The 23,648-nt window shown below is 53.0% G+C and carries 19 protein-coding genes; 12 read left to right on the forward strand and 7 right to left on the reverse strand.

What is annotated here, in order from left to right; translation table 11 throughout:
* Positions 1-264 precede the first annotated feature (264 nt).
* Entirely contained in the window at positions 265-1,161 is an 897-nt protein-coding gene (locus B051_RS0110910; protein WP_018478242.1) for a transglutaminase domain-containing protein, read from the forward strand.
* Positions 1,162-1,276: 115 nt separating this feature from the next.
* The gene (locus B051_RS0110915) at positions 1,277-2,443 is read left to right on the forward strand and encodes a sigma-54-dependent transcriptional regulator (protein ID WP_018478243.1); all 1,167 of its coding nucleotides are present in this window, start codon (positions 1,277-1,279) and stop codon (positions 2,441-2,443) included.
* 195 nt (positions 2,444-2,638) lie between these two features.
* Here the strand turns inward: B051_RS0110915 and B051_RS22450 are convergent, their stop codons facing one another.
* The 3 genes from B051_RS22450 to B051_RS0110925 all read right to left on the reverse strand — a co-directional run bounded on the left by B051_RS22450 (position 2,639) and on the right by B051_RS0110925 (position 5,067).
* A complete protein-coding gene (locus B051_RS22450) occupies positions 2,639-2,806 on the reverse strand; it encodes a hypothetical protein (protein WP_157578748.1) in 168 nt (55 codons plus the stop codon).
* 298 nt (positions 2,807-3,104) lie between these two features.
* Positions 3,105-4,037 carry a zinc-dependent peptidase gene (locus tag B051_RS0110920; RefSeq protein ID WP_018478244.1) on the reverse strand — a complete coding sequence of 311 codons (933 nt, stop codon included), beginning with the start codon at positions 4,035-4,037 and terminating at the stop codon, positions 3,105-3,107.
* A 34-nt stretch (positions 4,038-4,071) separates the two neighbouring features.
* Entirely contained in the window at positions 4,072-5,067 is a 996-nt protein-coding gene (locus B051_RS0110925; protein ID WP_018478245.1) for an acyl-CoA synthetase family protein, read from the reverse strand.
* Between the two features lie 74 nt (positions 5,068-5,141).
* On the opposite strand from B051_RS0110925, the gene B051_RS0110930 reads away from it, so the two are divergent.
* Positions 5,142-5,717 (forward strand): hypothetical protein, encoded by a 576-nt coding sequence (locus B051_RS0110930; protein WP_157578750.1) that lies wholly within the window; start codon positions 5,142-5,144, stop codon positions 5,715-5,717.
* A gap of 69 nt (positions 5,718-5,786) precedes the next feature.
* Here the strand turns inward: B051_RS0110930 and B051_RS0110935 are convergent, their stop codons facing one another.
* A complete protein-coding gene (locus tag B051_RS0110935) occupies positions 5,787-8,195 on the reverse strand; it encodes an alpha-ketoacid dehydrogenase subunit alpha/beta (protein WP_018478247.1) in 2,409 nt (802 codons plus the stop codon).
* 183 nt (positions 8,196-8,378) lie between these two features.
* On the opposite strand from B051_RS0110935, the gene B051_RS0110940 reads away from it, so the two are divergent.
* The 3 genes from B051_RS0110940 (at position 8,379) to B051_RS0110950 (ending at position 12,688) form a co-directional block, all read left to right on the forward strand.
* Positions 8,379-9,161, forward strand: coding sequence for a DUF1573 domain-containing protein (locus tag B051_RS0110940; protein ID WP_018478248.1), 783 nt, complete (start codon positions 8,379-8,381; stop codon positions 9,159-9,161).
* 311 nt (positions 9,162-9,472) lie between these two features.
* Positions 9,473-10,585, forward strand: a complete 1,113-nt coding sequence (gene ald, locus B051_RS0110945; RefSeq protein WP_018478249.1) for an alanine dehydrogenase — start codon at positions 9,473-9,475, stop codon at positions 10,583-10,585.
* Positions 10,586-10,813: 228 nt separating this feature from the next.
* On the forward strand, positions 10,814-12,688 hold the full coding sequence (locus tag B051_RS0110950) for an LTA synthase family protein (protein WP_018478250.1): 1,875 nt from the start codon (positions 10,814-10,816) through the stop codon (positions 12,686-12,688).
* Here B051_RS0110950 and B051_RS0110955 read toward each other — a convergent pair whose 3' ends face one another.
* Positions 12,689-13,141 (reverse strand): type I restriction enzyme HsdR N-terminal domain-containing protein, encoded by a 453-nt coding sequence (locus B051_RS0110955; protein WP_018478251.1) that lies wholly within the window; start codon positions 13,139-13,141, stop codon positions 12,689-12,691.
* 88 nt (positions 13,142-13,229) lie between these two features.
* Between B051_RS0110955 and B051_RS0110960 the strand changes: the two genes are divergently transcribed.
* A complete protein-coding gene (locus tag B051_RS0110960; RefSeq protein WP_018478252.1) occupies positions 13,230-14,003 on the forward strand; it encodes an AMP nucleosidase in 774 nt (257 codons plus the stop codon).
* Positions 14,004-14,011: 8 nt separating this feature from the next.
* Positions 14,012-15,661 (forward strand): amidohydrolase, encoded by a 1,650-nt coding sequence (locus B051_RS0110965; RefSeq protein ID WP_018478253.1) that lies wholly within the window; start codon positions 14,012-14,014, stop codon positions 15,659-15,661.
* A 143-nt stretch (positions 15,662-15,804) separates the two neighbouring features.
* Here B051_RS0110965 and B051_RS0110970 read toward each other — a convergent pair whose 3' ends face one another.
* Both B051_RS0110970 and B051_RS0110975 read right to left on the reverse strand, forming a co-directional pair.
* Entirely contained in the window at positions 15,805-17,121 is a 1,317-nt protein-coding gene (locus tag B051_RS0110970) for an MFS transporter (RefSeq protein ID WP_018478254.1), read from the reverse strand.
* 120 nt (positions 17,122-17,241) lie between these two features.
* Positions 17,242-18,750: a hypothetical protein gene (locus B051_RS0110975; RefSeq protein ID WP_018478255.1), complete on the reverse strand. Its 1,509-nt coding sequence runs from the start codon at positions 18,748-18,750 to the stop codon at positions 17,242-17,244.
* A gap of 332 nt (positions 18,751-19,082) precedes the next feature.
* Between B051_RS0110975 and B051_RS22455 the strand changes: the two genes are divergently transcribed.
* From B051_RS22455 to B051_RS0110995, 4 genes are all read left to right on the forward strand, one after another.
* Positions 19,083-19,253: a hypothetical protein gene (locus B051_RS22455; RefSeq protein ID WP_157578752.1), complete on the forward strand. Its 171-nt coding sequence runs from the start codon at positions 19,083-19,085 to the stop codon at positions 19,251-19,253.
* 81 nt (positions 19,254-19,334) lie between these two features.
* Positions 19,335-21,056 (forward strand): ABC transporter substrate-binding protein, encoded by a 1,722-nt coding sequence (locus B051_RS0110985; RefSeq protein WP_157578754.1) that lies wholly within the window; start codon positions 19,335-19,337, stop codon positions 21,054-21,056.
* 6 nt (positions 21,057-21,062) lie between these two features.
* Positions 21,063-22,445 carry an ABC transporter permease gene (locus B051_RS21995; protein WP_018478258.1) on the forward strand — a complete coding sequence of 461 codons (1,383 nt, stop codon included), beginning with the start codon at positions 21,063-21,065 and terminating at the stop codon, positions 22,443-22,445.
* Entirely contained in the window at positions 22,442-23,536 is a 1,095-nt protein-coding gene (locus B051_RS0110995; protein ID WP_018478259.1) for an ABC transporter permease, read from the forward strand. The genes B051_RS21995 and B051_RS0110995 overlap by 4 nt, the downstream gene beginning before the upstream one ends.
* Positions 23,537-23,648: the final 112 nt, after the last annotated feature.

Raw genomic sequence — 23,648 nt, forward strand, 5'->3', positions numbered from 1 at the left:
CTGTAGTATTTAAAGAAAGCATTGCACGCAATACCACCTGCCATTTAACAAAATTTTAACCTTTTGTGCCCCCGGCTTTCGAAACAAGAAAATAATGCCGAAATTATTACCGAATCGGCAGCGCGAAAAAACATCAGGAATTTGAGCCAGAGAATGAGTAGAAAGGCCCGGGTTTTGCGTTACAGGTTTAAAGCTATTTTTTATTGATGCAGTTTTAAAGCCAGAAGGGCCTTAGGCGCCAGAAACCACGAAATTTGGGTAATCATGACGCAGCTATTCAAGCTCTCCAATCTGACTAAGTTTATAGTTCGGTTTGTTCAGATCATCATCGTCTTCCCGATGGCGGTCCTGATTAGTTTCTATCTTCCTCCTATCAGCTTCATCGACTACGAGCTGAACTTCCTGCTGTGTGTCATACTGGCGGCCATCATCTCGGTCATCATCACCACCATCAACCAAAAGCTCATCCTGCTGCTGTTTGTGGGCATCATGGGGGCCATGTTTTTCAACAGCACCTTCGACGACTATACCGTAGAGAACCTCTACGCCGACTACAACGCCATGCTGGTGAACATGACCAGCAACTCGAGCAAGGTATCCTACTTCAAGCCCGTGCGGGGAACCTATTTCCAGGAGCGCCGCGTCCGGAGCGCCATGCAGCCGACGCACCCCGCCGTGCGTGCCTTCGGGGTAGAGAACTCCACCCGCTTCTTCCATGACGAGTACTACCGCAAGTACGGCAAGATGGTCCGCTACTTCTCGCTCTTCAAACACGTGCGCAACAGCTGGCGCTACGTCAACGACCCGCTCGGCCTCGACTACTACTCCCCGCCTACTGAAAGCGTTAAGTTGCTGGCCGGCGACTGTGACGACTACGCCATCCTGATGGCCTCCTCCATCATGGCCATAGGCGGTGAGGCACGCATCGTGATTTCACCCAACCACATGTATACCGAGGTGAAGATGGGCACAGTAGAGGACCTGGACAAGGTGAGCCACGCGGTGCGGTCACTGTTTCCGGACGAAGTGACAGGCGGCAAAATCCACTTCCATGAGACCGACGGCGAGCTTTGGATAAACTTTGACTATACCGCCGGGTACCCCGGAGGCCCTTTCCTGGAGCCAGAGCTGTACAGCGTCATCAACTTCACCAATTCGTGAGAAGCCTGGCTAGGTATAGCTTAATTGGCAAATATATCGTACAAATGCAGCGGCCGCTTGATTAGCGGCTGTTTATTTTATATACTTATCCTCACAGATTATAACGAGAGAAAATATGCCCAAAATCCTGATTATAGATGACGAGCGGGCCATCCGCAGCACCCTGAAGGAGATATTGGAGTTTGAGAATTACAATGTGGATGAGGCCGAGGACGGCATCAGGGGACTGCAGCAACTGGGAAAGACCAGGTATGACGTAGTGCTCTGCGATATCAAAATGCCAGGTATGGACGGCATAGAGGTGCTGGAGAAGGCCATGGAAATGAGCCCTGATACGCCTTTCATCATGATATCGGCGCACGGCACTATTGACACCGCCGTGGAGGCTACCAAAAAAGGCGCCTACGATTTCCTGCAGAAGCCACCGGATTTGAACCGCCTGCTGGTGACTGTTCGCAATGCACTCGATAAATCGAATCTGGTGACGGAAACGAAGATTCTGAAGAAGAAGATTTCCAAGACCTACGAGATGGTGGGAAGCTCTGACGCGCTGGGACGCGTGAAGCAGGCTATTGAGAAAGTAGCCCCTACCGATGCCCGTGTCCTGATTACCGGCCCCAACGGCTCGGGAAAAGAGCTTGTCGCGCGTGCCATACACGAGTACAGCAACCGCTCCAATGGTCCATTGATTGAGGTGAACTGCGCCGCTATACCAAGTGAATTGATTGAGAGCGAGTTATTTGGTCACGAGAAGGGCTCCTTTACCTCGGCCGTGAAACAGCGCATTGGTAAGTTTGAGCAGGCCAACGGCGGCACCCTTTTCTTGGATGAGGTGGGCGATATGAGCCTATCGGCACAGGCCAAGGTGCTGCGGGCGCTGCAGGAGCATAAGATTACGCGCGTTGGCGGCGACAAGGACATACAGGTGGATGTGCGGGTATTGGCGGCCACCAACAAGAACCTGCTGGAGGAGATTGAAGCGAAGACATTCCGGGAGGACTTGTACCACCGCCTGGGCGTAATCCTGATACACGTGCCGCCGCTCAACGAGCGACGCGAGGACATCCCAGACTTGGTTCAGAAGTTCTTGCAAGACATCGCCAACGACTATGGCAACAAACCCAAGGCCATCACAGCCGATGCGCTCGCCTACCTACAAACGCTGGACTGGCGCGGTAACGTGCGGGAGTTGCGCAATGTGGTGGAGCGACTGGTTATCATGAGCGGACAGGAGATAACGGCTGAGGATGCCAAAGCCTACGCTAGGCCAGTAGTTGCGTAAGACTTTAAAATCTTCTGTTTTTACCTTTTTTGATTGCCTCGGCTGGATAGTCGGGGCAATCTGCTTTTATGTCTGCTGCTTATGCATCCTCAACTTAATATTGTCTCATAGCCTAGCCTGTGCGGCGGGCACCTACTTTTTTCCTTGATGAAAAAAGTGGACAAAAAGGTCAAGATGCTCCTTTCTTGAGGGCCCCTACCCCCACTCGCTGACCACTTGAACAGTGGAGCGCCATTTAGTGCACTTGGCCGATGCCGCTGCCATGTAGCTGCTGTAGTAAGTGTGCTCTGCTATACCTACTCGCACTCCTGTCGTTCCCCTCTCGTTTCTGTCATTCCGACGGAAGGAGGAATCTGTTACCATAGCCACCGCCGGTGCGAGCGCAGCGGGAACCGGCGGTGAAATATGCGAATCAATCTGCATCTGGCGCTCCTATCTTTCCGCTTCCTCCCTTGTTGTCCTCACAAAAGCCGCATCTGCGCTGGCGCTGGATGTGCGGCCGGAAGGGCATGAGATTCCTCCTTTCGGAATGACAGCATGTGTACTTGTCCATGTGTGGATTCATACTGAGGACAAGGGAGGCCAGCAACGAATTAGCAAACGTATAGCGGACATACTACACCAACAGCAACCAGCTATTGCTGGCTTGAATCATTTATACCTAAGCAGCCGCCGCTACAGCAGCTCCCTTTTTCAGCAGACAGCAGTTCTTGTACTTCTCCCCGCTCCCGCAAGGGCAAAGTTCGTTACGGCCAAGACGCTTTCCGTAAGGGCTGAGCAAGTTCCGGAAATTGAGTCGGAAGCGGCGTTTGGGGTTCTGGTGGAAAATCTTTGTCAGCATCTCATACAGACGCGGGTGCTCCTCGGCCAATTGGCCTGGCTTCTCGAAGAAATATTCTGTGACCACGGCAAAGAATTCGGCCTCGCTGGTAGCGCCGTAGGAGTTGATGTCGGACTGTCCTTTTTCAATCTGGCTGATTTTACGGTACATGAGCTCCTCCCAAGGTCGCACCAGTTCCTCGGGCAAATAGGCCTTCGGTATACCGTCTATCTCTCCGTCGGCCTGGTCCAGCATGTGCGCGAATTCATGTATGCCTACGTTCTTACGGTCGGCCATGTCATTGAAGCCCTGCTCCAGCGCCGGCTTCGACAGCGTCACATAATGGTCGTTCTGGAAAGGGTTCACCCGGCCTAGCACCTCCGTAACAGCTTCGTTGTCCTGATTTTTATACTTGTGGATGCTGCCGGGGAACACCAGCACCTCGCCCAGGTTGTGGTACTCCCAATCCTGAAAACCGAAAATCGGGATGATGGCGCTGGCTCCTACCAGTACCTTGGTTGTATCATCCACCTCGGTCTGTATACCTGTGATGCGCTTCTCTGACAGGAAAAGCAGGAGCATCCGCTCGAAACGTTCCTTTTTCTCCTCGTCCAAGGTATGGTAGAAGCCGACGCGGTCCTGCAGGATTTTGCGCCACTCCGCCGGAAAGCCCTGTGCCAGCACCTGTCGCCGTCTCCGCTCCTTGCGGGTGGCCCATCTGTAAAAAAGGAGGACCATGCCTGCCACCAGTGCTAGAAAGAATATGTAACCCATGAGGAGCTTTAACGCAGGTATAGCAGATAGGATGTCAGGCAATCAAAAGATTGCAGCCCCGGATGTCGGAGTTGTCGAAGCGGCCGAGTACCTCAAACTCGCCAGTGGGGCATAAACGACCAATGTCCTTGGTCTCGATAAAGGCACAGGAATCCACATTGGCCAAGTCAATCACATTGATGCCGCCAGAACGCAGGTCCGTCCGGATGTCGAAAGGGTCGTTGAGGTCGCGTAGCAGCACGCGCAAGGTATAGCCGGGTCTGAAAACGCCATCTCCTAGGGAGTATGCCTGCGAGAGCAGCTCCGTCATGCCGTACTCCGAGTGGATAGCCTTTACCCCAAATCCTTTTCTCAGGTAAGCGTGCAGTTCTTCCCGAATCATCTCGCGGCGGCGGCCCTTCATCCCGCCTGTTTCCATGATGGTGACGTTCGAGAAATCCTCTTTGCCCTGCAGTTCATCTGCCCAGTCGAGCAGCGCATAAGACACCCCAATGAGCAACACCTTCTTGCCTCGCTGCTGCACCGATTGGATAGTCTGTAGCAGTTGCTGGTGGTTGCGCAGGTAAAAGCCTTCCTCCTGCTGCCCCGTCTGCTTCACGAAGAAATCGACCATGGCCACCAGTGAGGAGCCGCCCTGCTCCAGGTAGGATGGCAGCAGCGCCAGCACCACGTAATCTGTTAAAGAGCCATAGAAGCTCTCGAAAATCCGTTGGGTGGTGTGCGTATACCAATCCAGGCTCGCCACCAGGTGGCGGCTGCGGGAGGTTTGGGTGGTGCCGCTGCTGTAGAACGTCACCTCCGGCTCAAAGTCACCGGTTTTCACCTCATGCGTCTTGAAGAACTCGATGGGCAGGAACGGAATCTCCTCTAGCCGACTCACCTGCTGCACGTCTCTTCCAAGTTGCTGCAGAAAAGCCCTATACACAGCGTTGTGCTGAGCCTGATAGCGGAACAGTTCCAGCGCAGCTTGGTCAAAGTCAAATGGCTGGTTCTGGTGCAATTGGCTGATGTGTCGGGCTTTGAAATCCATCCAAATTATTTATAACAATTCCTGTATCTGTTCGTTTGATTTAGTAAATTTAGCTTCATTTTCCGACATCCCACATGAGATACATGCTAAAGTATGGTATGGCCTGCCTCCTGCTGTTGCTGACCCTCAGCTCCTGCCGCAAAGAACCTGTATACGATGTGGTACCCGAAATAGAGTACAGGCGGGTGGAACAGTATCATTTTGAGGAATTTGGCGTGAAGCGCGACTCCCTGGTGCTGGTAGTAGGTTTCAAGGACGGCGACGGCAATCTGGGCCTTTCCAGCGACACGGCCTCTTCAGATTGGCAGGCACCCTTCAATCCCGGCTCCATCTACCACGACAATTTCGTGACCACTATGTATGTGCGGGTGCAGGACGGAGCGGGCGGTTTCCGATTCGAACCATACCCCTTCCCGGTACCGGGCTTTCAGTTCTCGGGTCGCTTCCAGCGCCTATCCGCCGACGAGAGGCCAGAGCCACTGGAAGGCGAGATAAAGTACACCATCAACGAAATTACCTCAGACCTGTTCTTGCTCGGGCCTGGCGCCGTCATCAAGTTCGACATCCATATCTATGACCGTAATTCTCCTGTACCCAACAAAAGCAATGTGGTAACCACGGAAGAGATAACGCTGTTTCAGCCAGAATAGAGCAATTCACTTGAGGCATAGAAAAGGAAAGGCCCTGTAGCTGATACTACAGGGCCTTTCCTTTTCTGCTTAGTAAATCTTAGGATATGTCGCAGGGTCGGCTTCGTGCAGGATGTCGTACACCGCTTCGAACACATCTTCCGGGTTAGGCTTGGAGAAGTAGTCGCCATCGGAAGAGTAGGGCGGACGGTGCGCATGCGCCGACAGGCTCTGCGGCTTGGAGTCGAGGTAGCGCCAGGCACCCTGCTCATCCACCACCTGCTGCATCATGTAGGCAGTTGCACCGCCTGGCACGTCCTCATCGGCGAACAGCACCCGGTTGGTTTTGCGGATGGAGTCTGTAATCGTATGCTCTAAGTCGAATGGCAGAAGCGACTGTACGTCAATCACTTCTACAGAGATATTAAACTCCTCCAGCTGACGGGCCGCCTCCATTACGATGCGGCACATGGAGCCATAAGTCACCACCGTGATGTCTGTTCCCTCCTTCAGCACCTCCGGTTTACCCAGTGGCACTGTGAATTCAGCAATGTTGCTAGGTATACGCTCCTTGAGGCGGTAGCCGTTCAGGCACTCAATTACCAGCGCCGGCTCATCTGCCTTCAGAAGCGTGTTGTAGAAACCTGCTGCCTGCGTCATATCGCGCGGCACCAGCACGTGCATGCCTCTGATACTGTGCAAAATCATGCCGATGGGCGATCCTGAATGCCATATACCTTCCAGGCGGTGTCCACGCGTACGTACAATCAAAGGTGCCTTCTGACCTCCTTTGGTACGATATTGCAAGCAGGCTACATCGTCAGACAGAATCTGGATAGCATATAATAAATAGTCTAAATACTGTATCTCGGTGATGGGGCGCAGGCCACGCAGGGAGGCTCCTATACCCTGCCCGATGATCGTGCACTCGCGTATACCTGTGTCGGTCACGCGCAGCTCGCCATGCTTCTCCTGCAAACCAGCAAAGGCTTGGTTCACGTCACCGATGCGACCCACGTCTTCCCCGATGGCGAATACACGCGGGTCACGGGACAGAATAGAATCAAAGCAAGCCTGCAGCACTTCGCGACCGTCGACTACTGGAGCATCTTCTGCAAACTCTGGTTTCACTTCCTCCACCAGCAGAGCCGCCTCATCGGATTGGCTGTACAGGTAGGAGTTGAAACGGTCGGCGTTCTCGCCCATCGTCTGCTCCAGCCAGCCTACCAGTTCACGCTTGGCTTGGTTGTTTTCATCGCGCACGTAGCGCAGGGCCTTACGTACGGCTCTCACCGCATCGCTTCGGATGGGAGTTGACGTTTTGCGTAGTTCCTCTGTGATGGTGGCGATTTCGGTGATATGTTCGCTGGCGGCTGCCAGGCTGTCCATCAGTTTCAGTGCTTCTTCATGATCGGCCTTGATGCCGTCGGCAAAGGCGCTCCAAGCAGCGCTGCGGGCCTGCCGAACAGCTTCTTTGGCTTCTGCCTCAATCTGGTCCAACTGCTCTGCGGTGGCTACCGCTGCACTTAGCATCCACTCGCGCATCTTCAGCAGGCAGTCGTATTCCGCTTCCCAGCCGAGGCGCTCTTTGGACTTATACCTTTCATGTGACCCGGAAGTCGAATGACCTTGAGGCTGAGTGAGTTCTTCTACGTGCACCAGAACAGGCACGTGCTCTTCCCGGCACACCCGTACGGCCGCTTCATAGGCTTCGCATAGCGCCAGGTAATCCCAGCCTTTCACCCTGAAAATCTCGTACCCCTGTTCCTCGCGGCTGTTGCGCTGGAAGCCAGCCAGTATCTCCGAGATGCTGCCTTTGGTAGTCTGGTACTCGGCCGGTACCGAGATGCCGTAACCGTCGTCCCATACAGAAACCAGCATAGGCACCTGCAGCACGCCGGCGGCGTTAATGGCCTCAAAGAACATCCCCTCAGAGGTGGAGGCGTTGCCAATCGTGCCAAAAGCGACTTCGTTTCCGTTCACCGAGAACTGAGTCATGTGTTGCAAATCCGGGTTCTGGCGGTATAGCTTGGAAGCGTAAGCCAAACCGACCAGGCGCGGCATCTGAGATGCTGTCGGGGAAATGTCAGAGCTGGAGTTCTTCGACTCGGTCAGGTTTTTCCATTTGCCTTCCTCATCAAGTAGGCGGGTGCCGAAGTGTCCGTTCATGGCGCGGCCGGCTGTGGAAGGCTCTGCTTCTACATCGGTATGCGCATATAATTGTGCAAAGTATTGCTGCAGCGTCAGTTCACCAATAGCGAACATAAAGGTCTGGTCGCGGTAGTAGCCGGAACGGAAGTCACCGTTCTGGAAAAACTTGGCCATGGCCAATTGTGCCACTTCTTTCCCGTCACCAAATATGCCGAACTTCGCTTTGCCCATGAACACCTCCTTACGGCCGGCGAGACTTGCCTGGCGGCTCTCCCACGCGATGCGGTAGTCGTTGAGTATTTCCTGGGTGCTTAGTCGTTGAGTTATAGATGCTTCAGCAGTCTGCATGTCTTCTCTATAAAGGATTTTATTTGTTTTTACCATCAAAAGTACTCAAGATTAGCCGAAATTCAAATCTGAGGTGACCTCAGGCGGACCACGGCTTGGTTGTTGATACTGTTTTTTTGTTAAAAGAATTTATATCTTTGTTTGCTTTGTAAAACAGGAGCAGCTTACTTAAATTACCGGTACATGAACAGAAAAATTTACTTACTGACAATGCTCAGCCTGCTTTTGGCAGGTTTCAGTGCCTCCGCACAGGGCGAACTCAAATTCGAGAAGGAGACACACGACTTTGGCACCATAGCCGAAGGAGTGCAGGCAACTTATGAGTTCGTTGTAAAGAACGTGGGCGACAAGCCTGTGGTTATAGCGAATGTACAGCCTTCGTGTGGCTGCACTACCCCGGACTGGACCAAGGACCCGATACTGCCTGGCAAAACAGGCGTCATCAAGGCTGCCTATAACAGCACCGGCCGTCCCGGCCCGTTCCACAAGTCTATTTCAGTTACCTCCAATGCGGCTACCCCTCATGCCGTTATCTTCATCAAAGGGGAGGTTGGGCCAAAAGATTTAAAAACAAGTCACACGCCGGAACAAAAAGCAAATTCGCCGCGTTTGGCTGTTGGTAACACATCGTACAGCTTCGGAAAACTTGAAAAAGGACAAAAAGCTGTAGCCAAGTTCACAATCAAAAACACGGGTCGGCAGGACCTGGTGATACAGGGAGTGAAGTCCAAATGCAACTGCGTGAGCTACAGAGTATCGGAGCCATCAATAAAGCCTGGACAGCAAGCGATTTTGGAACTAACCTATAATCCTACAATGTTAAAGGAGCAAAGCGAGGTAGTTTCTATTATTTCAAATGATATAGTAATGCCAGACCTGAAGCTCACGCTGAAGGCGACAGTGGTAGAGAGTCTGGCTCAAAAGAATATGTTAAGGGAGGGCACACAGCCGGTACCTTTCAGATAGTTTTTTTCATAGTTTTATTTTGTACTAATGGCAGTGATTCTATCACTGCCTTTTTTCATTTTATATCTACCCACTTCCCCTGAGCAGTGCAACTGGTTGAACTGCCCCTATCAAATAGCCTATCCATGCAGGTATAGCCTCTGCTGACTGCGGCTGCGCGTCGGTTCAGGCCCTACTTAAACTCCCCTTGCTCAGCTACCTGCGGTTGCCAATACAATGTTATGACACCCTATTGAATTAACCTTTTATTTCAGGATAGATGTGGTATATTTGCGCAGCTTTTCCAATAACTAATTTATAAACAGAACGACATGATTATTGGTGTTCCAAAGGAAATCAAGAATAACGAAAACCGCGTAGGCGTAACCCCTGCCGGTGTAGTTGAACTGGTGCGCAACGGCCACTCGGTATACGTGCAGGCTACGGCCGGCGAAGGCAGCGGCTTTGCCAACGAAGATTACGAGAAGGCAGGCGCCACTATACTTCCGAGCATTGAAGAGGTATACGGCATCGCTGAGATGATTATCAAGGTGAAGGAGCCGATTGAGTCGGAGTACAGCCTGATTAAAGAAGGCCAGCTGCTGTTCACGTACTTCCACTTTGCCTCTTACGAGCCGCTGACACACGCCATGATTGAGCGTAAGGCCATTTGCCTTGCCTACGAGACTGTAGAGAAGCCGGACAGAAGCCTCCCTTTGCTGGTGCCTATGTCTGAGGTAGCCGGTCGTATGTCCATCCAGGAAGGTGCCAAGTACCTGGAGAAGCCATTGAAAGGCCGTGGCATCCTGTTGGGTGGCGTACCAGGTGTGCGTCCCGCTAAGGTGATGATTCTGGGTGGTGGCGTGGTAGGTACCAACGCCGCGAAAATGGCGGCAGGTATGGGAGCCGACGTGACCATCCTGGACACGAACCTGGCCCGCCTGCGTTACCTAGACGACATCATGCCAGCCAACGTGAACACTTTCATGTCGAATGAATACAACGTACGTGAGCTCCTCCCTACGCACGACCTCATCATCGGTGCCGTGTTGATTCCGGGTGCTAAGGCGCCACACTTGATTACACGCGACATGTTGAAGGAGATGCGACCAGGTACGGTAGTAGTGGACGTAGCCGTTGACCAGGGCGGTTGCATCGAGACCTGCAAGCCAACTACGCACGAGAACCCGACCTATATCATTGATGACGTGGTGCACTACTGCGTGGCCAACATGCCAGGTGCCGTTCCTTATACCTCTACGCTAGCACTCACTAACGCTACCCTACCTTATGCGCTTCAGCTAGCCAACAAAGGCTGGCAGAAAGCCTGCTCTGACAGCAACGAGCTAAAGCTGGGCTTGAACGTGGTAGATGGCAAAGTTGTTTACAAAGGTGTGGCCGAGGCCTTCAACTTGGAGTATGTACCAGTTGATTCTGTGCTGTAGTCACTACATTAGCTTCACGAGCATATATTGTAGAGCGCCTTTCTGAGAAAATCGGGAAGGCGCTTCTGTTTTTGGCCTGTCTTGAGTGGGGAGGCGCCTACCGGCTATACCTAGCCAGGCCGGTCACTTTCTAGTCAGCATCCTTTTAGGTACCTTTGCAAGATGCTTGGGCGGCAGCTATACCTGTAGAGGCCCTGGCAGGCAACCGAATGATTTCAGAATTCCTTGATGTTTGATAGTACATTCCGACTGCTGTTACGCCGGCTAGGGTTCGTGTTCCTGCTGTATACGCTGCTGCGGGTCGTCTTCTATGCTTTCAACTATGGCACTTTCGCGGAGGCAGACGCCGGGCAGATAGCCCTGGCCTTCGTTCATGGCTTCCGTTTCGACGTGGCCGCGCTGGTCATCATCAACTCGCTGTTCATCCTGCTCTCCCTCCTGCCCCAGGGCAATGTGCAGCACCCGAGATACCAACTCGCGCTGAAATGGCTCTTTGTGCTAACAAACGCTCCTTTCATTGCGCTGGCCCTGGCCGACGTGGAGTTCTTCAAGTTCATTGGCAGGCGCTCTGGCAATGAAGTGTTCACCATTACGGGCGATATTCTGGACCAGTTGGCGCAGCTAGCGCGCTACTACTGGTACCTGGTGCTGGGGTTTGTAGCACTGGTGGTGGCCATTGCCAGAGTCTACCCGAAGGCTGATGCTATACCTGCCCAGGCGCCAGCCGTTTGGTTGCGCTACCTCAGGCTGCTGCTGGTGGCGGGCTTTGTGGTGCTGGGCATACGCGGCGGCATACAGCTCAAGCCGCTCAGGCCTGCCCATGCTTTTGTGCTGGAGCCGGCGGCGCTGGGGCATCTGTCCCTGAACAGCCCTTTCACGTTCATCAAGAGCATAGGCAAAACCCAGTTGGAGGAGAAGCACTATTTCGTTACGGATGAAGAATTGCTGGCAACGATTGACCTCAACCCCTACAGGTACAGCCAGCCGGACGGCCCGCCGCTGCAGGAGAACGTGGTCCTGATTATACTGGAGAGTTTTGCGGCCGAGTATGTGGGCGCTTTGAACGGTGGACAGGGTTATACCCCTTTCCTGGATTCGCTCGCGCAGCATGGCCTGCTTTTCCAGAACAGCTTTGCCAATGGGCGCAAGTCCATTGAGGGGCTACCCTCCATCCTATCAGGTCTGCCTTCGCTTTTGCAGGAACCTTACATCATCTCGCCTTACCAATCCAACACGCTCTACAGCTTGGGCCATCTGCTACAGGAGGCGGGCTATGAATCGGCATTTTTCCATGGCGCGACTAATGGAACCATGGGTTTCAATCAGTTCACGCAAATGGCTGGCATTCAACGCTACTATGGTCTGGATGAATATCCGGCAGACCGCCGCTCACAAGACTATGATGGCAACTGGGGCATTTTCGATGAGCCATACCTGCAGTACGTGGCCAAGGAGCTGAATAGGTTCCGACAGCCATTCTTCACCACGGTCTTCACGCTCAGCGCGCACCACCCCTATACCGTTCCTTCGCAATACAAAGGCCGATTCCCGAAGGGCGAACTAGAGATACATGAATCGGTAGGCTATTCGGATTACGCTTTGAAGGAGTTCTTCCGGACCGCTTCGCAGCAGCCCTGGTACGAGAACACGCTGTTCATTCTGGTGGCGGACCATACCCAGAAAAGCGTGCGGCCGGAGTACCAAAATGAACTAGGCTATTACCGCGTGCCCCTGCTGCTCTTCCATCCCGGTAAGCAGCTGCAAGGGGATGAGCAGAAAGTGACGCAGCACGCCGACATCCTGCCTACGGTAGTGGATTACCTGAACCTGCCTACCGACAAGGTGCTTCCTTTCGGTGAATCCGTACTGGACACGACCCGCTCTGGCCGGGCCTTATTCTACAACGGTGCCTCTTACTTCCTGGTGCAGCAGCAAGGTATAGCCGAGCTCACCGCCGATGACCAGACCCGTTCCTATACCTTCCCGGAGATGAGACCTACTTCCGCAAATGAGTCACAGAATCGGCAGCTGAAAGCCTATGTGCAATATTTCCGCAACAAACTGGTACAGAACGATTTGTATTTCTGGAGGAGGAAGCAGTAGTTAAAAGCCGGACTGGAAAGGCGGTATTTCCTGCAGAGGCTTGAACTGGCGGGTTACAAAGTCCACCTCCCAGCAGTAGTGCTCCAGCCCGTTGGTGATGACCACATACCGTGCCTGCAGCACCTGGTTGTACACCGACACCTGTTTCACCACATCCTGCGTAATGGGCACATGGGCTGCCTTGCACTCCACCAATAGGTGCGGCTTCCCCTGCTGGTCATAAACGCACAGATCGGTGCGCTTCTGCAACTTGTTATATGTGGTACCCCGTTCAATACTGATGAGGCTTTTGGGGTAGCTGAGCGTTCCGGTGAGGTAATAAAGGAAATGCTGCCGTACCCACTCCTCAGGCGTGAGCAGCACATATTTCCGGCGGAGCAGGTCAAAAATCAACGAGTTTGCGCCAGATTGCTTAATTTTATACGCAAATGGCGGCAGGTTCAGCGTTTCCATACCGCAATTTACCGTTTTTTGCCGCCCCGCCCCAGCGACAAAGCTTGCCGAGGCGGCTTTTTTATATCTTATTCTATATATTTAACCCATGAAGACGAAAGAGGAAATAGTAGGCGACTGGCTTCCCAGGTATACAGGAGTCCCCCTGAACGAGTTTGGAGAGTACATTCTCCTGACCAACTTTATCAATTACGTGCGCATGTTCTCCGACCGCTTCGGCGTCGAGATGAAAGGCCTGGACAAGCCCATGCAAACGGCCACGGCCAACAACATCACCATCATCAACTTCGGGATGGGCAGTGCCATGGCAGCCACTGTTATGGATTTGCTTTCCGCCATCAAACCAAAGGCAGCCCTGTTTTTAGGCAAGTGCGGCGGCCTGAAGCGGAAAACTCAAATCGGTGACCTTATATTGCCTATCGCGGCCATACGCGGCGAGGGTACATCCGATGACTACCTGCCACCAGAAATTCCGGCTCTGCCTTCGTTCCGTCTGCAGCGCGCCGTCTCGTCCATGATCAAGAAGCACGAGATGGACTACTGGACCGGCACCGTGTACACCACCAACCGCCGCGTGTGGGAGCACGATGAGGACTTCAAGGAGTACCTGCGCCAGATTCGGGCCATGGGCATCGACATGGAGACGGCCACTATCTTCACGGTAGGCTTCATCAACGAGATTCCACACGGCGCCCTGCTGCTAGTATCGGACAACCCGATGATTCCTGAAGGTGTGAAGACCTCTGAAAGCGATAAACTGGTAACCACAAACTATGTAGAGAAGCACCTGAGCATAGGTATAGACTCCCTGATAGAACTCATCAACTCGGGTGAGTCAGTGAAACACATGCGCTTCGAATAAACCCATACATGAAAAAAACGCTACGCACCTTTGCCGCTGCTGCCCTGCTGGGCACCTCAATCCTGAGCAGTTGCACCAACACCGAGTCCGTTGACCTGGTTGTGTACAACGGCAACATATACACGGTAAACGACAACTTTGACCAGGCCGAAGCCTTTGCCGTGAAGGACGGCAAAATAGTGGCAGTAGGCACCACGGCCGACATCCGTAAGCAGTACTCGGCCTCCGAGGAACTGGATGCCGAAGGACAGACCATCTACCCTGGTTTGATTGACGGGCACGCCCACTTCTACCGATATGGCCTGGCGCTGCAGTCGGCTGACCTGGTAGGCACTACCTCTTACAAAGAAGTGGTGCAGAAGGTGGTGGACCAGCAAAAGCAGTACCCGGACGCCGACTGGATTGAAGGCCGCGGCTGGGACCAGAACGACTGGCCTGTGAAGGAATTCCCGACAAAGGACACGCTGGACCTGCTTTTCCCGAATACGCCCGTGCTGCTTACCCGCATCGACGGCCATGCGGCCCTAGCAAACCAGAAAGCCCTTGACCTGGCAGGCATCACGCCTCAGACCAAAATGGTGGGCGGCCTGGTGGAGGTGGAAGGCGGCCGTATGACCGGCATCCTCATTGACAACGCCATTGATTTGGTTTCTTCCAAGATACCGGAGCCCGATGAGCAGGAACAACGCCAGGCACTGCAGAAAGCCGAGAAAAACTGCTTCGTCGTGGGCCTCACCTCAGTAGCCGACGCAGGCTTGGACAAGTCCACGGTTGATTTGATGGAAGCCATGCACAAGAGCGGCGACCTGCAGATGCGCGTGTACGCCATGATGAACCCCGGCAAAATAAATCAGGACCACTATTTTAAGAGCGGCCCTTACAAAACGGACCGCCTGAACGTGCGCTCCTTCAAGGTGTACTCCGATGGCGCCTTGGGCTCACGGGGTGCCAGCCTGCTGAAACCGTACAGCGACCGCCACAACCATTTCGGTTTCCTGCTGGCCTCCGAGAAGGAGTTCCGTGACATAGCCGCCCTGCTCAACCAACATGGCTTCCAGATGAACACCCACGCCATTGGTGACTCCGCCAACCGCCTGTTACTCGATATCTATGGCGAGGTACTGGGTGGAAAAAATGACAAGCGCTGGCGCATTGAGCATGCCCAAATCATCAACCCGGCTGATATGGCCAAGTTCGGGAAGTTCAGCATCATCCCGTCGGTGCAGCCGACCCACGCCACCTCCGACATGTACTGGGCCGGTGACAGACTAGGAAAGGAGCGCATCGCACACGCCTATCCGTTCAAGGAGTTGCTGGACCAGAACGGCTATATCCCGTTGGGCAGCGACTTCCCGGTAGAGGATATCAACCCGGTGTATGGCTTCCATGCAGCCGTGGCGCGTCAGGATGGCAAGAACTGGCCGGAAGGAGGCTTCCAGATGGAGAACGCACTGAGCCGGCAGGAAGCCATGCGAGGCATGACCATCTGGGCCGCCAAGGCCGCTTTCGAGGAGAATGAGAAAGGCAGCCTGGAGCCAGGCAAGTTCGCCGACTTCATCCTCGTAGACCGTGACCTGATGACCGTAGCACCTGACCAGATGCGCGGCCTGCAGGTGCTCCGCACTTATGTGAATGGTAAAAAGGTATACCAGAAGTAATCTAGAACCGGATTTCACAATCATGCAAAAGCCCTCCTACATCTAGGAGGGCTTTTGCATTTTAAAGCTATACCTGTTATTTTAGTTCAGAATGCCGAGAGCATGGAGCAGGAGCAACTGCTCTTAGCTATACCTTGTTTGGCTTAGTTTACAGCTGGCTGCGGCTCCAGTGACTTCTTCCCCTTAATCAATGACAGGAAGATAAGGCCAACTGCAAAGAACAGGATGAGGGCCAGGATGCTGTAGCGCATCGACCCAGTTACCTGCGCAATGGCGCCGTAAGCGAGGGTGCCCAACACAATGGAAACCTTCTCCGTCACGTCATAAAAACTGAAAAAGGAAGCATGGTCCTTGGTGGTTGCCGGTATAAGCTTCGTGTATGTAGAGCGGGACAAAGACTGTATACCTCCCATCACAGAACCCACTACAGCGGCCAATACATAAAACTCCATGGCCGTAGTGATGAAATAGGCCGCCGCACAGATGCAAATCCAGATGATAACAGCGACAATCAGTGCTCGGATGTTGCCATACCTCGATGACATAAAAGCAAATCCGTAGGCTCCGGCTATAGCCACCAGCTGGATGATAAGAATAGTTATGATGAGCGCGTCATCGGGCAGTTGCAGCACCTCAATTCCAAAAATAGTGGCCACATACATCACTGTCTGCACCCCCATATTAAAGAAGAAGTAGGCCAACAGGTAGCGTTTGAGCAACGGCAGCCCCTTCACCTGGTCCAGCACCTTCCGTAGTTCCCGGAAGCCATTCAGAATCCAGCTGCCCCGCGGAGTGCGCTGGTACACATTGGCTGGCAGGTGATAGAAGGTATACTGGGCAAAGCCAAACCACCAAAAGCCCGTAGTCAGGAAGGCGATGCGCGGCGGCAGGCTGGTGTTATCAGCCGCAATACCAAACCAGCCTGGCTGTAGAATCATGGCCAGGTTGAAGATGAGCAGCAGCACACTCCCGATGTAACCCATCGCAAAGCCACGCGCGCTCAGCCGGTCGTACTGGTCTTCCGTGGCAATCTCGGGCAGATAGGAGTTATAGAACACAATACTGCCACTAAACCCGATGGAGGCCAGCATGAACAGGACAACAGAAACCGAGAAGGTATCCCGGGTGAAAAAGAACAGGGCGGCGCAGGAGAGTGAACCCAGGTAGCAGAACAACTGCATGAACAGCTTCTTCCGGCCACTGTAATCGGCAATGGCAGTCAGAAAAGGGCTCAGCGCCGCAATGATGAGGAAGGATGCCGATACGGCATAGGAAAAGAGCACGGAACTCTGCATCCCGAACCCAAAGAAATCCACCATCGTGGAGCCGGTGTCTGGGTTTTTCGCGACCGCACTGTAGTAAATCGGGAAAATCGTGGAGGTGATGACCAGCGAGTATACCGAGTTGGCCCAATCATAAAAGCACCAGGCTCTTGTGATGGTAGGGTTGTTTTTTTGCATAGCTGAAATATATGTAAAAAACTATTCAGCAGAATCACCGGGAAGCACAAATACTTCCGCAGCAGGTATGGACTTCTCCCAACCTCCCTTTGCATACTACAGCCACCTATAAGCTGCTCTTTACCTGGACTTGGCTTCCATCTGGGTCTCTTTTTTCTGGAGTATTCTCAGTATAAGGTCCCACAGGTGTTCGTACGGCACTATCTCTATCTCAGCGTAGGCGTCGCCGGGGGCGGGAGTTTCCATCAATTTCTTGTATAGGGCATTCCCCTTCTGCCGACACTGCTCCACGTCGAAGTCCTCGGTTACGGCCAGCACCAACAGCTTGAGGAACAACTTGCTCCGTAAGCTGAACACGTCTTTCAGGTGCGTGGAGATGTACTTCTTGAGGCTCTCGATGCGGTATAGCAGCGCCTCTGCATCCCCTTTTTCCAGCAGGTAGATGAACTGCAGCGTCAGGATGGCCACGTTGAAACCGAGCTTATCTTTGCTATATTCTGGCAACGAAAGCAGGTATGGATTCTTCGCCTCACTGCGAATGGGCGAGGCCTTTGGATGTATCAGCCTGAAGTAAGCTTGGTACAGCATCCAGCGCTCCTTCGCTGTGGTAGGTATGGTACCGAAGGCATGACTGTCGAACACCTGCTGCAGCAGTACATTTCCCAACTCGTATTGGCGGGCATGCACGGCCAACAGGAAGTAGTTCTCCATGTAAGCAAACCAGTTGAGCGAGGAAGGATTGTAGAGGGGCAGGTTCTTCTCGGCATAGGCCAAGCCATTCTGAAAATCCTTTGCCCGCAGGTGTGCATATACCAGGATGTAGTTGTTGTACATCAAATCAAACCGGTGGGCGTTCACCTTATTGTCCTCCACGTTCTTCATCGAATCAACCGTGATGTCAATGATTTTCTTGAAGTTTCCTTCCAGTTCGTGGTACCAGATGTAGGTTCTGTAATAGGCATTGAAGGCACTGAAGGTCCCCGAACTGAGCCAAAGCTGCTCTAATTGGTTGATGATTTCGGGCAGAAAAGGCAAAAACTCCTTTCTGGTCTTGGTTGACTTCTTTAGCTGAACCCCCACGTGCTGCAGCAGCGCTACCGCCTCCCGCTCCTGTATGAATTGATTCAACGTTGCCTTGAGCTCCTTCTGGGCCAAAGCGAGTTGCTTAGCCATACCTCGCTCCGAATAACTCAGGTTCAATAATTCCAACGCCGATACCTCCAAGTCAGTGAAGTCGTACTCTCGCGCAACGGAAAGAGCTTTATTGGCCAGATGCGCAACCAGGCCCAATTCATACTGCCAACGGAGTATGTTTGCCTGGTAGAGCAGATTGTTGCATTCCAGCTCCTTCTGCTGTACATTATTCAGGCCTGCTTTGTCAGGGTCCACATAGTTCAGGCTATTGAAGAGCTTGGTCTTGACTCTGTGCTTGAGCATCTTATACCTGAAGTCATTGGGGCCAGCATCATATAAGTCAGCGGCGGCCTGTTCATCCGTCTTATACAGGCCCTTTTCTATATTACTGATAAACAGCTCTTCCTTGCTCCCCTGCTTTTTATCCTTGGGGCCCACTTTAGCTGCATTGGTGCAGTTAGACACTATCTTCAGAAGTTTGGCAAGCTCTTCCATCTATTTCACTTAAGAATATTGGCAGAAAATTCAACCGAATGCAGTAAACTTACTATAGAAATACTATATTCACAGAGCCTTAGCATTCAATTGGACTGTGAGAGCCTAATATTAAAAAGAAATTCTCTTGTTGCGTTACTTTTATTCATATTTGTTTTAAACCAAATAATCTATAACTGCGAAACGAGTTAGATATCGTCATATAAATAAGTCTTATTTAAATTTTAATCGATATTTTATAAGTTACTTTTTGTTATAAATATTCCTTTAAATAATAACACAACGTTCTAATCTTTGCCTCAAGAAGTTTACACCCTTTTATCTCAAACCCCATGACCGGAATCATCATTACCATCGTCCTGAACATGCTTGTTGGTACACCATCTACTACTGACCAGAAAACGACCACGACAACTACGACTACAACTACCAGCACCACAACCACTACAGGCACTGCTACTTCCATGGGTGGCTCGGGCGCTTGGACGACCACAGAGAAATAGCATTTGCCGGCTGCGTTGAGATTCACCTCATTTTGCCTATATTGCCTTTGCCTTATTGTAGCCAAAGGTATATAACACAAGATGCGGAAAACCCAAGCAGTTCTATTCAGCTTACTTTTACTACTCAGCTTTTGCAGTCAGCCGGAGCGCCAGCCGGACGAGGTTCGTGTACGATTGGCAGTAGACCCTGCTAACCTGAACCCAGTTAACTATAGTGAGCTGGAGGCGCTGCAAATCCTAAACCTACTCTACAACAGTCTGCTTGCACCAGACCTGTCTTATAACACATTGAAGCCTAGTCTAGCCTCCACCTTACCTGAGGTGGAGCGTACAGATTCACTTACCTACTTCACTTATCAGCTACGGGAGGAGGCCGAATGGCCCAATGGAGAAGCTGTGACAGCCGCGGACGTGGCCTTTACCCTGAAGGTGCTCAAAGCTCCTTATGTGGACAATGAGAGTGTCAAACCCCAGGTAGAGTTTATCCAGGATATCGTGCTCTACGCTGACAGTCCAGGAAAATTCACTTTTGTGTGCACGGGGTATAGCCCGGAGATGGAATTGTTGACGGGTGATTTTTTCATCCTTCCCTCCTATCTTTTAGACCCGGAAGGGCTGCTGAACCCATTAACGTTACAGCAGCTATCAGATACGGTTGCCGTGGCGCATAACAATAGCCGTATACAGGAATTCGCTAAGCGTTTCAACACGCTGGGGTCTTCACAGAGCACAGAACAGCTGCAGGGCAGCGCCGGCTATACTCTAGAACGTTGGGCACCCGGACAGTATATTACCCTGAAGCGCAAAGAAGACTGGTGGGGCACCACCATAGGCAAAGCCAGCGAATATCTGACAGCCAATCCTGCCCGCATCAGCTTCCAAATCATCCCTGAAAACACCACCGCCTTACTGGCTCTGCAGAATAGGCAGCTTGACGTGCTCGACAACATCCCCGTCGCAGAGTTTGAGCAGCTCAAACAGAACAAAACGTTCCAACAGGATTACGCACTTCATTCGCCACAAGGGTACGAGCTGGTGTACGCTGGCATTAACACACGCCAGAGCAAACTCAACGATAGGCGCACCCGCCAGGCCCTAGCCCACCTCTTCGATGTGGGGAATCTGATAAAGGTAACACAGCAGTCGTATGCCATACCTACGGTTGGACCTGTTCCACCTGATGCAGAAGAATTCTACCACACCCGCCTCAAACCTTACACTTTTGATGTGCAGCAGGCCGTTGCGCTGCTGAAGTCAGCGGGCTGGGTACAGTCATCTGAGGGTTGGCACAGGAGTCTGAACGGAAAACGCGAGGCACTCACCCTTGAAATCATCTACCGGGCCGGGAACACTACCTATGAGCAATCAGCCCTCATCTTCCAGCAGAACGCCGCGAAAGCGGGTATACCTGTTACCGTGCAGGCGCTGGAGAGCAGTTCCCTGAACCAGCGTTTGGCCGCCCACGACTTCGACATGTTTTTCAGGGCCATCTCGGGCAACCCGTTCGTCTTCAACTTCAAGCCACTGTTCCATACCTCCTTTGCCGCTCCAGGCGGATTCAATGTAACGGGTGTTGGCACGACCGAAAGCGACCAGTTGCTCGAAGGCATCAACGCGGCTGAGACACAGGAAGAGAAGGCGCAACTGCTCAAAAGGCTACAGGAGGTGCTGCACGAAGAGGCAGCTTTCCTGCCGCTCTACTACCGCAAGGAGAAACTGGCGGTGCACAGGCGCTTCACGAATACCAAAATATCAGGTTTGCGCCCTTACTACGATGTAAGCTCATTCCTGTTGAAGAAGTAAACCACCATGGCATCGTATCTGCTGAAACGGATATTGCTGGCTATACCTGTCCTTTGGGGCATAGCCACGCTTATTTTCCTGCTGAGTAGGCTGATGCCTGGTATATATGGGGCTGAGCTGCTGGGCCAGTCCGACAGCGGCTACTTTGGCAAGGCCGATGCCAACAGCCGTGAAAAAGCCTATCGACAATTCCTGCACAGAACAGGCCAGGACCTCCCCCTCTTCTACTTCAGCCTGTCACCGGCTACCGAGCCCGATACGCTGCACCTGATTTTCCCGGAAAGTGAAAGGCTATTCTTGAAACGCCTCAGCTGGCAGTATGGCGATTGGCAGCTGGTCTCCTCTTTTCACAACAGCCTGAAATACGTAGAGCAGGCAACACCTGTCGCACAGCGAAATCGGCTTGCGCCATACCTGCAGACCATCTACCAGAATCCAACGCCAAAAGGTATAGAACGTGCCGTAACGGCTCTATCTAGTCTGGCACCAAACCAGGTGGCACAAAAGAGCCAGTTGCAGCACCACACGGCTCAGCTACTGGAGGGACAAAATCCTTACGCCTACCTGATGCCCGCACTGCGCTGGCACGGAACCGCCAACCAGTACCATCGCTGGCTGGTTGGGCTGGCCCAAGGAGAATTCGGCACTTCTTTCCGCTTGAAAAGGCCGGTCAGCGCGGTTCTGTTTGAGGCGGTGGGCACCACCTGGTGGCTCCTACTCATTAGTATGGTAGTGGCCACGGCTATTGCTTTGGAGTTGTCCCTTCGCATGGTGAGGCGTGGCGGACACAGCTGGAGAAAAGCTGTACTGCCTTCGTTGTTCCTGCTGGACAGCATCCCGCTTTTTGTACTGGCGATGCTCTTATTGGTGCTGCTGGCCAGCCCTGCCTTCCTGCAGCTGTTCCCGGTGTACGGCATGGGCTACTTCCAGGAAGCGCAGCTGACGAAGGCACAGGCACTGGGCCAGTGGCTGCAGTTCATGGCGCTGCCCCTGCTGTGCCTGGTGCTCGCTAACCTGCCCTACCTAACCAGCCAGTTCTACCATGCCCTCACCGATACCGCCAATCAAGACTATATCCGGACGGCAAGAGCAAAGGGGCTGTCTGAAAGCACCGTCATCCGGAAACATATGCTCCGGAACGCCCTGTTGCCCGTCATCACGCTGCTGTCTGATTTTCTGCCAGCCCTGGTGGCAGGCGCCGTCATCATCGAGACCGTTTTTGCCATACCGGGCATGGGCCGCCTTCTGATTGACTCCGTCCTGGCACGGGATTATCCGGTTATCATGGGCATCGTTGTCCTGGTGGCCGCTTTCAAGCTGCTTTCCCACCTGCTGGCCGATTTGCTGTACGCCACGGCTGACCCTCGCATAAGACACGCCACCACATGAGTCGCCTCTTCCATACCCTCCGGCAGGCTTGGCAGGAATTCCTGGCGTTTCGGGTGGCGCTGCTATACCTGTTGTTGCTCACGTTGCTGGTGCTCGTGCTGCCCTGGCTGCCACTGCCCTTCCATCCCAATGAGCTGGACCTGGAGCATGTGTTTCAACGTCCGTTTGATTGGGAGGCCTACCAGCAGGGCCGCCCTTTCCATTGGCTGGGCACCGATACGCTGGGAAGGGACGTGCTGGCGAACACACTGTTTGGTGCTCGCACTGCCTGGGCCATCAGCTTTCCGGTAATGGTGCTCACCACGCTGCTGGGGGTGGGACTGGGGACTTCGGCTGGCTTGTACGGCGACAAGAAAGCACGCATGAGCCGTGGCAGAGCGCTGATGCTGTTGCTGGCTGCACTGGTGGCGTTCTATTACGGCATCTATTTACCATTGCAATTGACCAGCCTGCGCTTTGATACCACAGCCTATACCTATGCGTTAACACTTGCTTTGCTGCTTCCCGGGATATTGGTATTCGGAATCACTCCCCTACTGAAGCGATGGGACTTTTTCTGTGAGGAAATAGCCTTGCCGGTAGACCAGGCGGTGCTGCGTCTCATCGAAATGCTGACCAGCATACCCCGGTTGATTCTGATACTTGTACTGGCATCTTTTGCGCCGCCTTCCCTCCTGCTACTCTCGCTCCTGCTCATATTCACCTTCTGGACAGGTATAGCCCGACTGGCCCGAGCCGAGACACTGCGCATCCGGGAGCTGCCTTACTTTGAGGCGGCTACTGGTATCGGGGCTACACAGGCCCAACTCATATATAGGCATGCGCTGCCCAACATGCTGGCCCCTATTCTGGTGTCCTCTGTGTTTGGCCTAGCCAGCCTGATGTTGCTGGAGTCCACGCTCTCTTTTCTGAACATAGGCGTCTCTACGGATTTGGCAAGTTGGGGCAGGATGATTTCAGGTATACGCTCCAATACCTCCGCCTGGTGGCTGGTAGCCTTTCCCGGAGCCTTGCTTTCCCTTACGGTGCTCGGACTCCAGACCCTTAGCCATTATTTCCTGAAATCCTCCAGAGGAAACACCCGGCTATAACTGTTACTTTTTTCTAGCTTGTTCGCTTCTAGCACAAGAACCAAAGCGCAGTTTTCTAACGAAAATATAACATATAAGGAATAAACGATATACTTACGCCAGCCATGCAGGT

It is taken from the genome of Pontibacter roseus DSM 17521 (assembly GCF_000373265.1).
In the GTDB taxonomy this organism is placed as follows: domain Bacteria; phylum Bacteroidota; class Bacteroidia; order Cytophagales; family Hymenobacteraceae; genus Pontibacter; species Pontibacter roseus.

Bases quoted from the DNA above. Each gene is read 5' to 3' on its own strand.
- B051_RS0110910 (WP_018478242.1), top strand. From the start codon at position 265: ATGACGCAGCTATTCAAGCTCTCCAATCTGACTAAGTTTATAGTTCGG.
- B051_RS0110915 (WP_018478243.1), top strand. From the start codon at position 1,277: ATGCCCAAAATCCTGATTATAGATGACGAGCGGGCCATCCGCAGCACC.
- B051_RS22450 (WP_157578748.1), bottom strand. From the start codon at position 2,806: ATGGTAACAGATTCCTCCTTCCGTCGGAATGACAGAAACGAGAGGGGA.
- B051_RS0110920 (WP_018478244.1), bottom strand. From the start codon at position 4,037: ATGGGTTACATATTCTTTCTAGCACTGGTGGCAGGCATGGTCCTCCTT.
- B051_RS0110925 (WP_018478245.1), bottom strand. From the start codon at position 5,067: ATGGATTTCAAAGCCCGACACATCAGCCAATTGCACCAGAACCAGCCA.
- B051_RS0110930 (WP_157578750.1), top strand. From the start codon at position 5,142: ATGAGATACATGCTAAAGTATGGTATGGCCTGCCTCCTGCTGTTGCTG.
- B051_RS0110935 (WP_018478247.1), bottom strand. From the start codon at position 8,195: ATGCAGACTGCTGAAGCATCTATAACTCAACGACTAAGCACCCAGGAA.
- B051_RS0110940 (WP_018478248.1), top strand. From the start codon at position 8,379: ATGAACAGAAAAATTTACTTACTGACAATGCTCAGCCTGCTTTTGGCA.
- ald (WP_018478249.1), top strand. From the start codon at position 9,473: ATGATTATTGGTGTTCCAAAGGAAATCAAGAATAACGAAAACCGCGTA.
- B051_RS0110950 (WP_018478250.1), top strand. From the start codon at position 10,814: ATGTTTGATAGTACATTCCGACTGCTGTTACGCCGGCTAGGGTTCGTG.
- B051_RS0110955 (WP_018478251.1), bottom strand. From the start codon at position 13,141: ATGGAAACGCTGAACCTGCCGCCATTTGCGTATAAAATTAAGCAATCT.
- B051_RS0110960 (WP_018478252.1), top strand. From the start codon at position 13,230: ATGAAGACGAAAGAGGAAATAGTAGGCGACTGGCTTCCCAGGTATACA.
- B051_RS0110965 (WP_018478253.1), top strand. From the start codon at position 14,012: ATGAAAAAAACGCTACGCACCTTTGCCGCTGCTGCCCTGCTGGGCACC.
- B051_RS0110970 (WP_018478254.1), bottom strand. From the start codon at position 17,121: ATGCAAAAAAACAACCCTACCATCACAAGAGCCTGGTGCTTTTATGAT.
- B051_RS0110975 (WP_018478255.1), bottom strand. From the start codon at position 18,750: ATGGAAGAGCTTGCCAAACTTCTGAAGATAGTGTCTAACTGCACCAAT.
- B051_RS22455 (WP_157578752.1), top strand. From the start codon at position 19,083: ATGACCGGAATCATCATTACCATCGTCCTGAACATGCTTGTTGGTACA.
- B051_RS0110985 (WP_157578754.1), top strand. From the start codon at position 19,335: ATGCGGAAAACCCAAGCAGTTCTATTCAGCTTACTTTTACTACTCAGC.
- B051_RS21995 (WP_018478258.1), top strand. From the start codon at position 21,063: ATGGCATCGTATCTGCTGAAACGGATATTGCTGGCTATACCTGTCCTT.
- B051_RS0110995 (WP_018478259.1), top strand. From the start codon at position 22,442: ATGAGTCGCCTCTTCCATACCCTCCGGCAGGCTTGGCAGGAATTCCTG.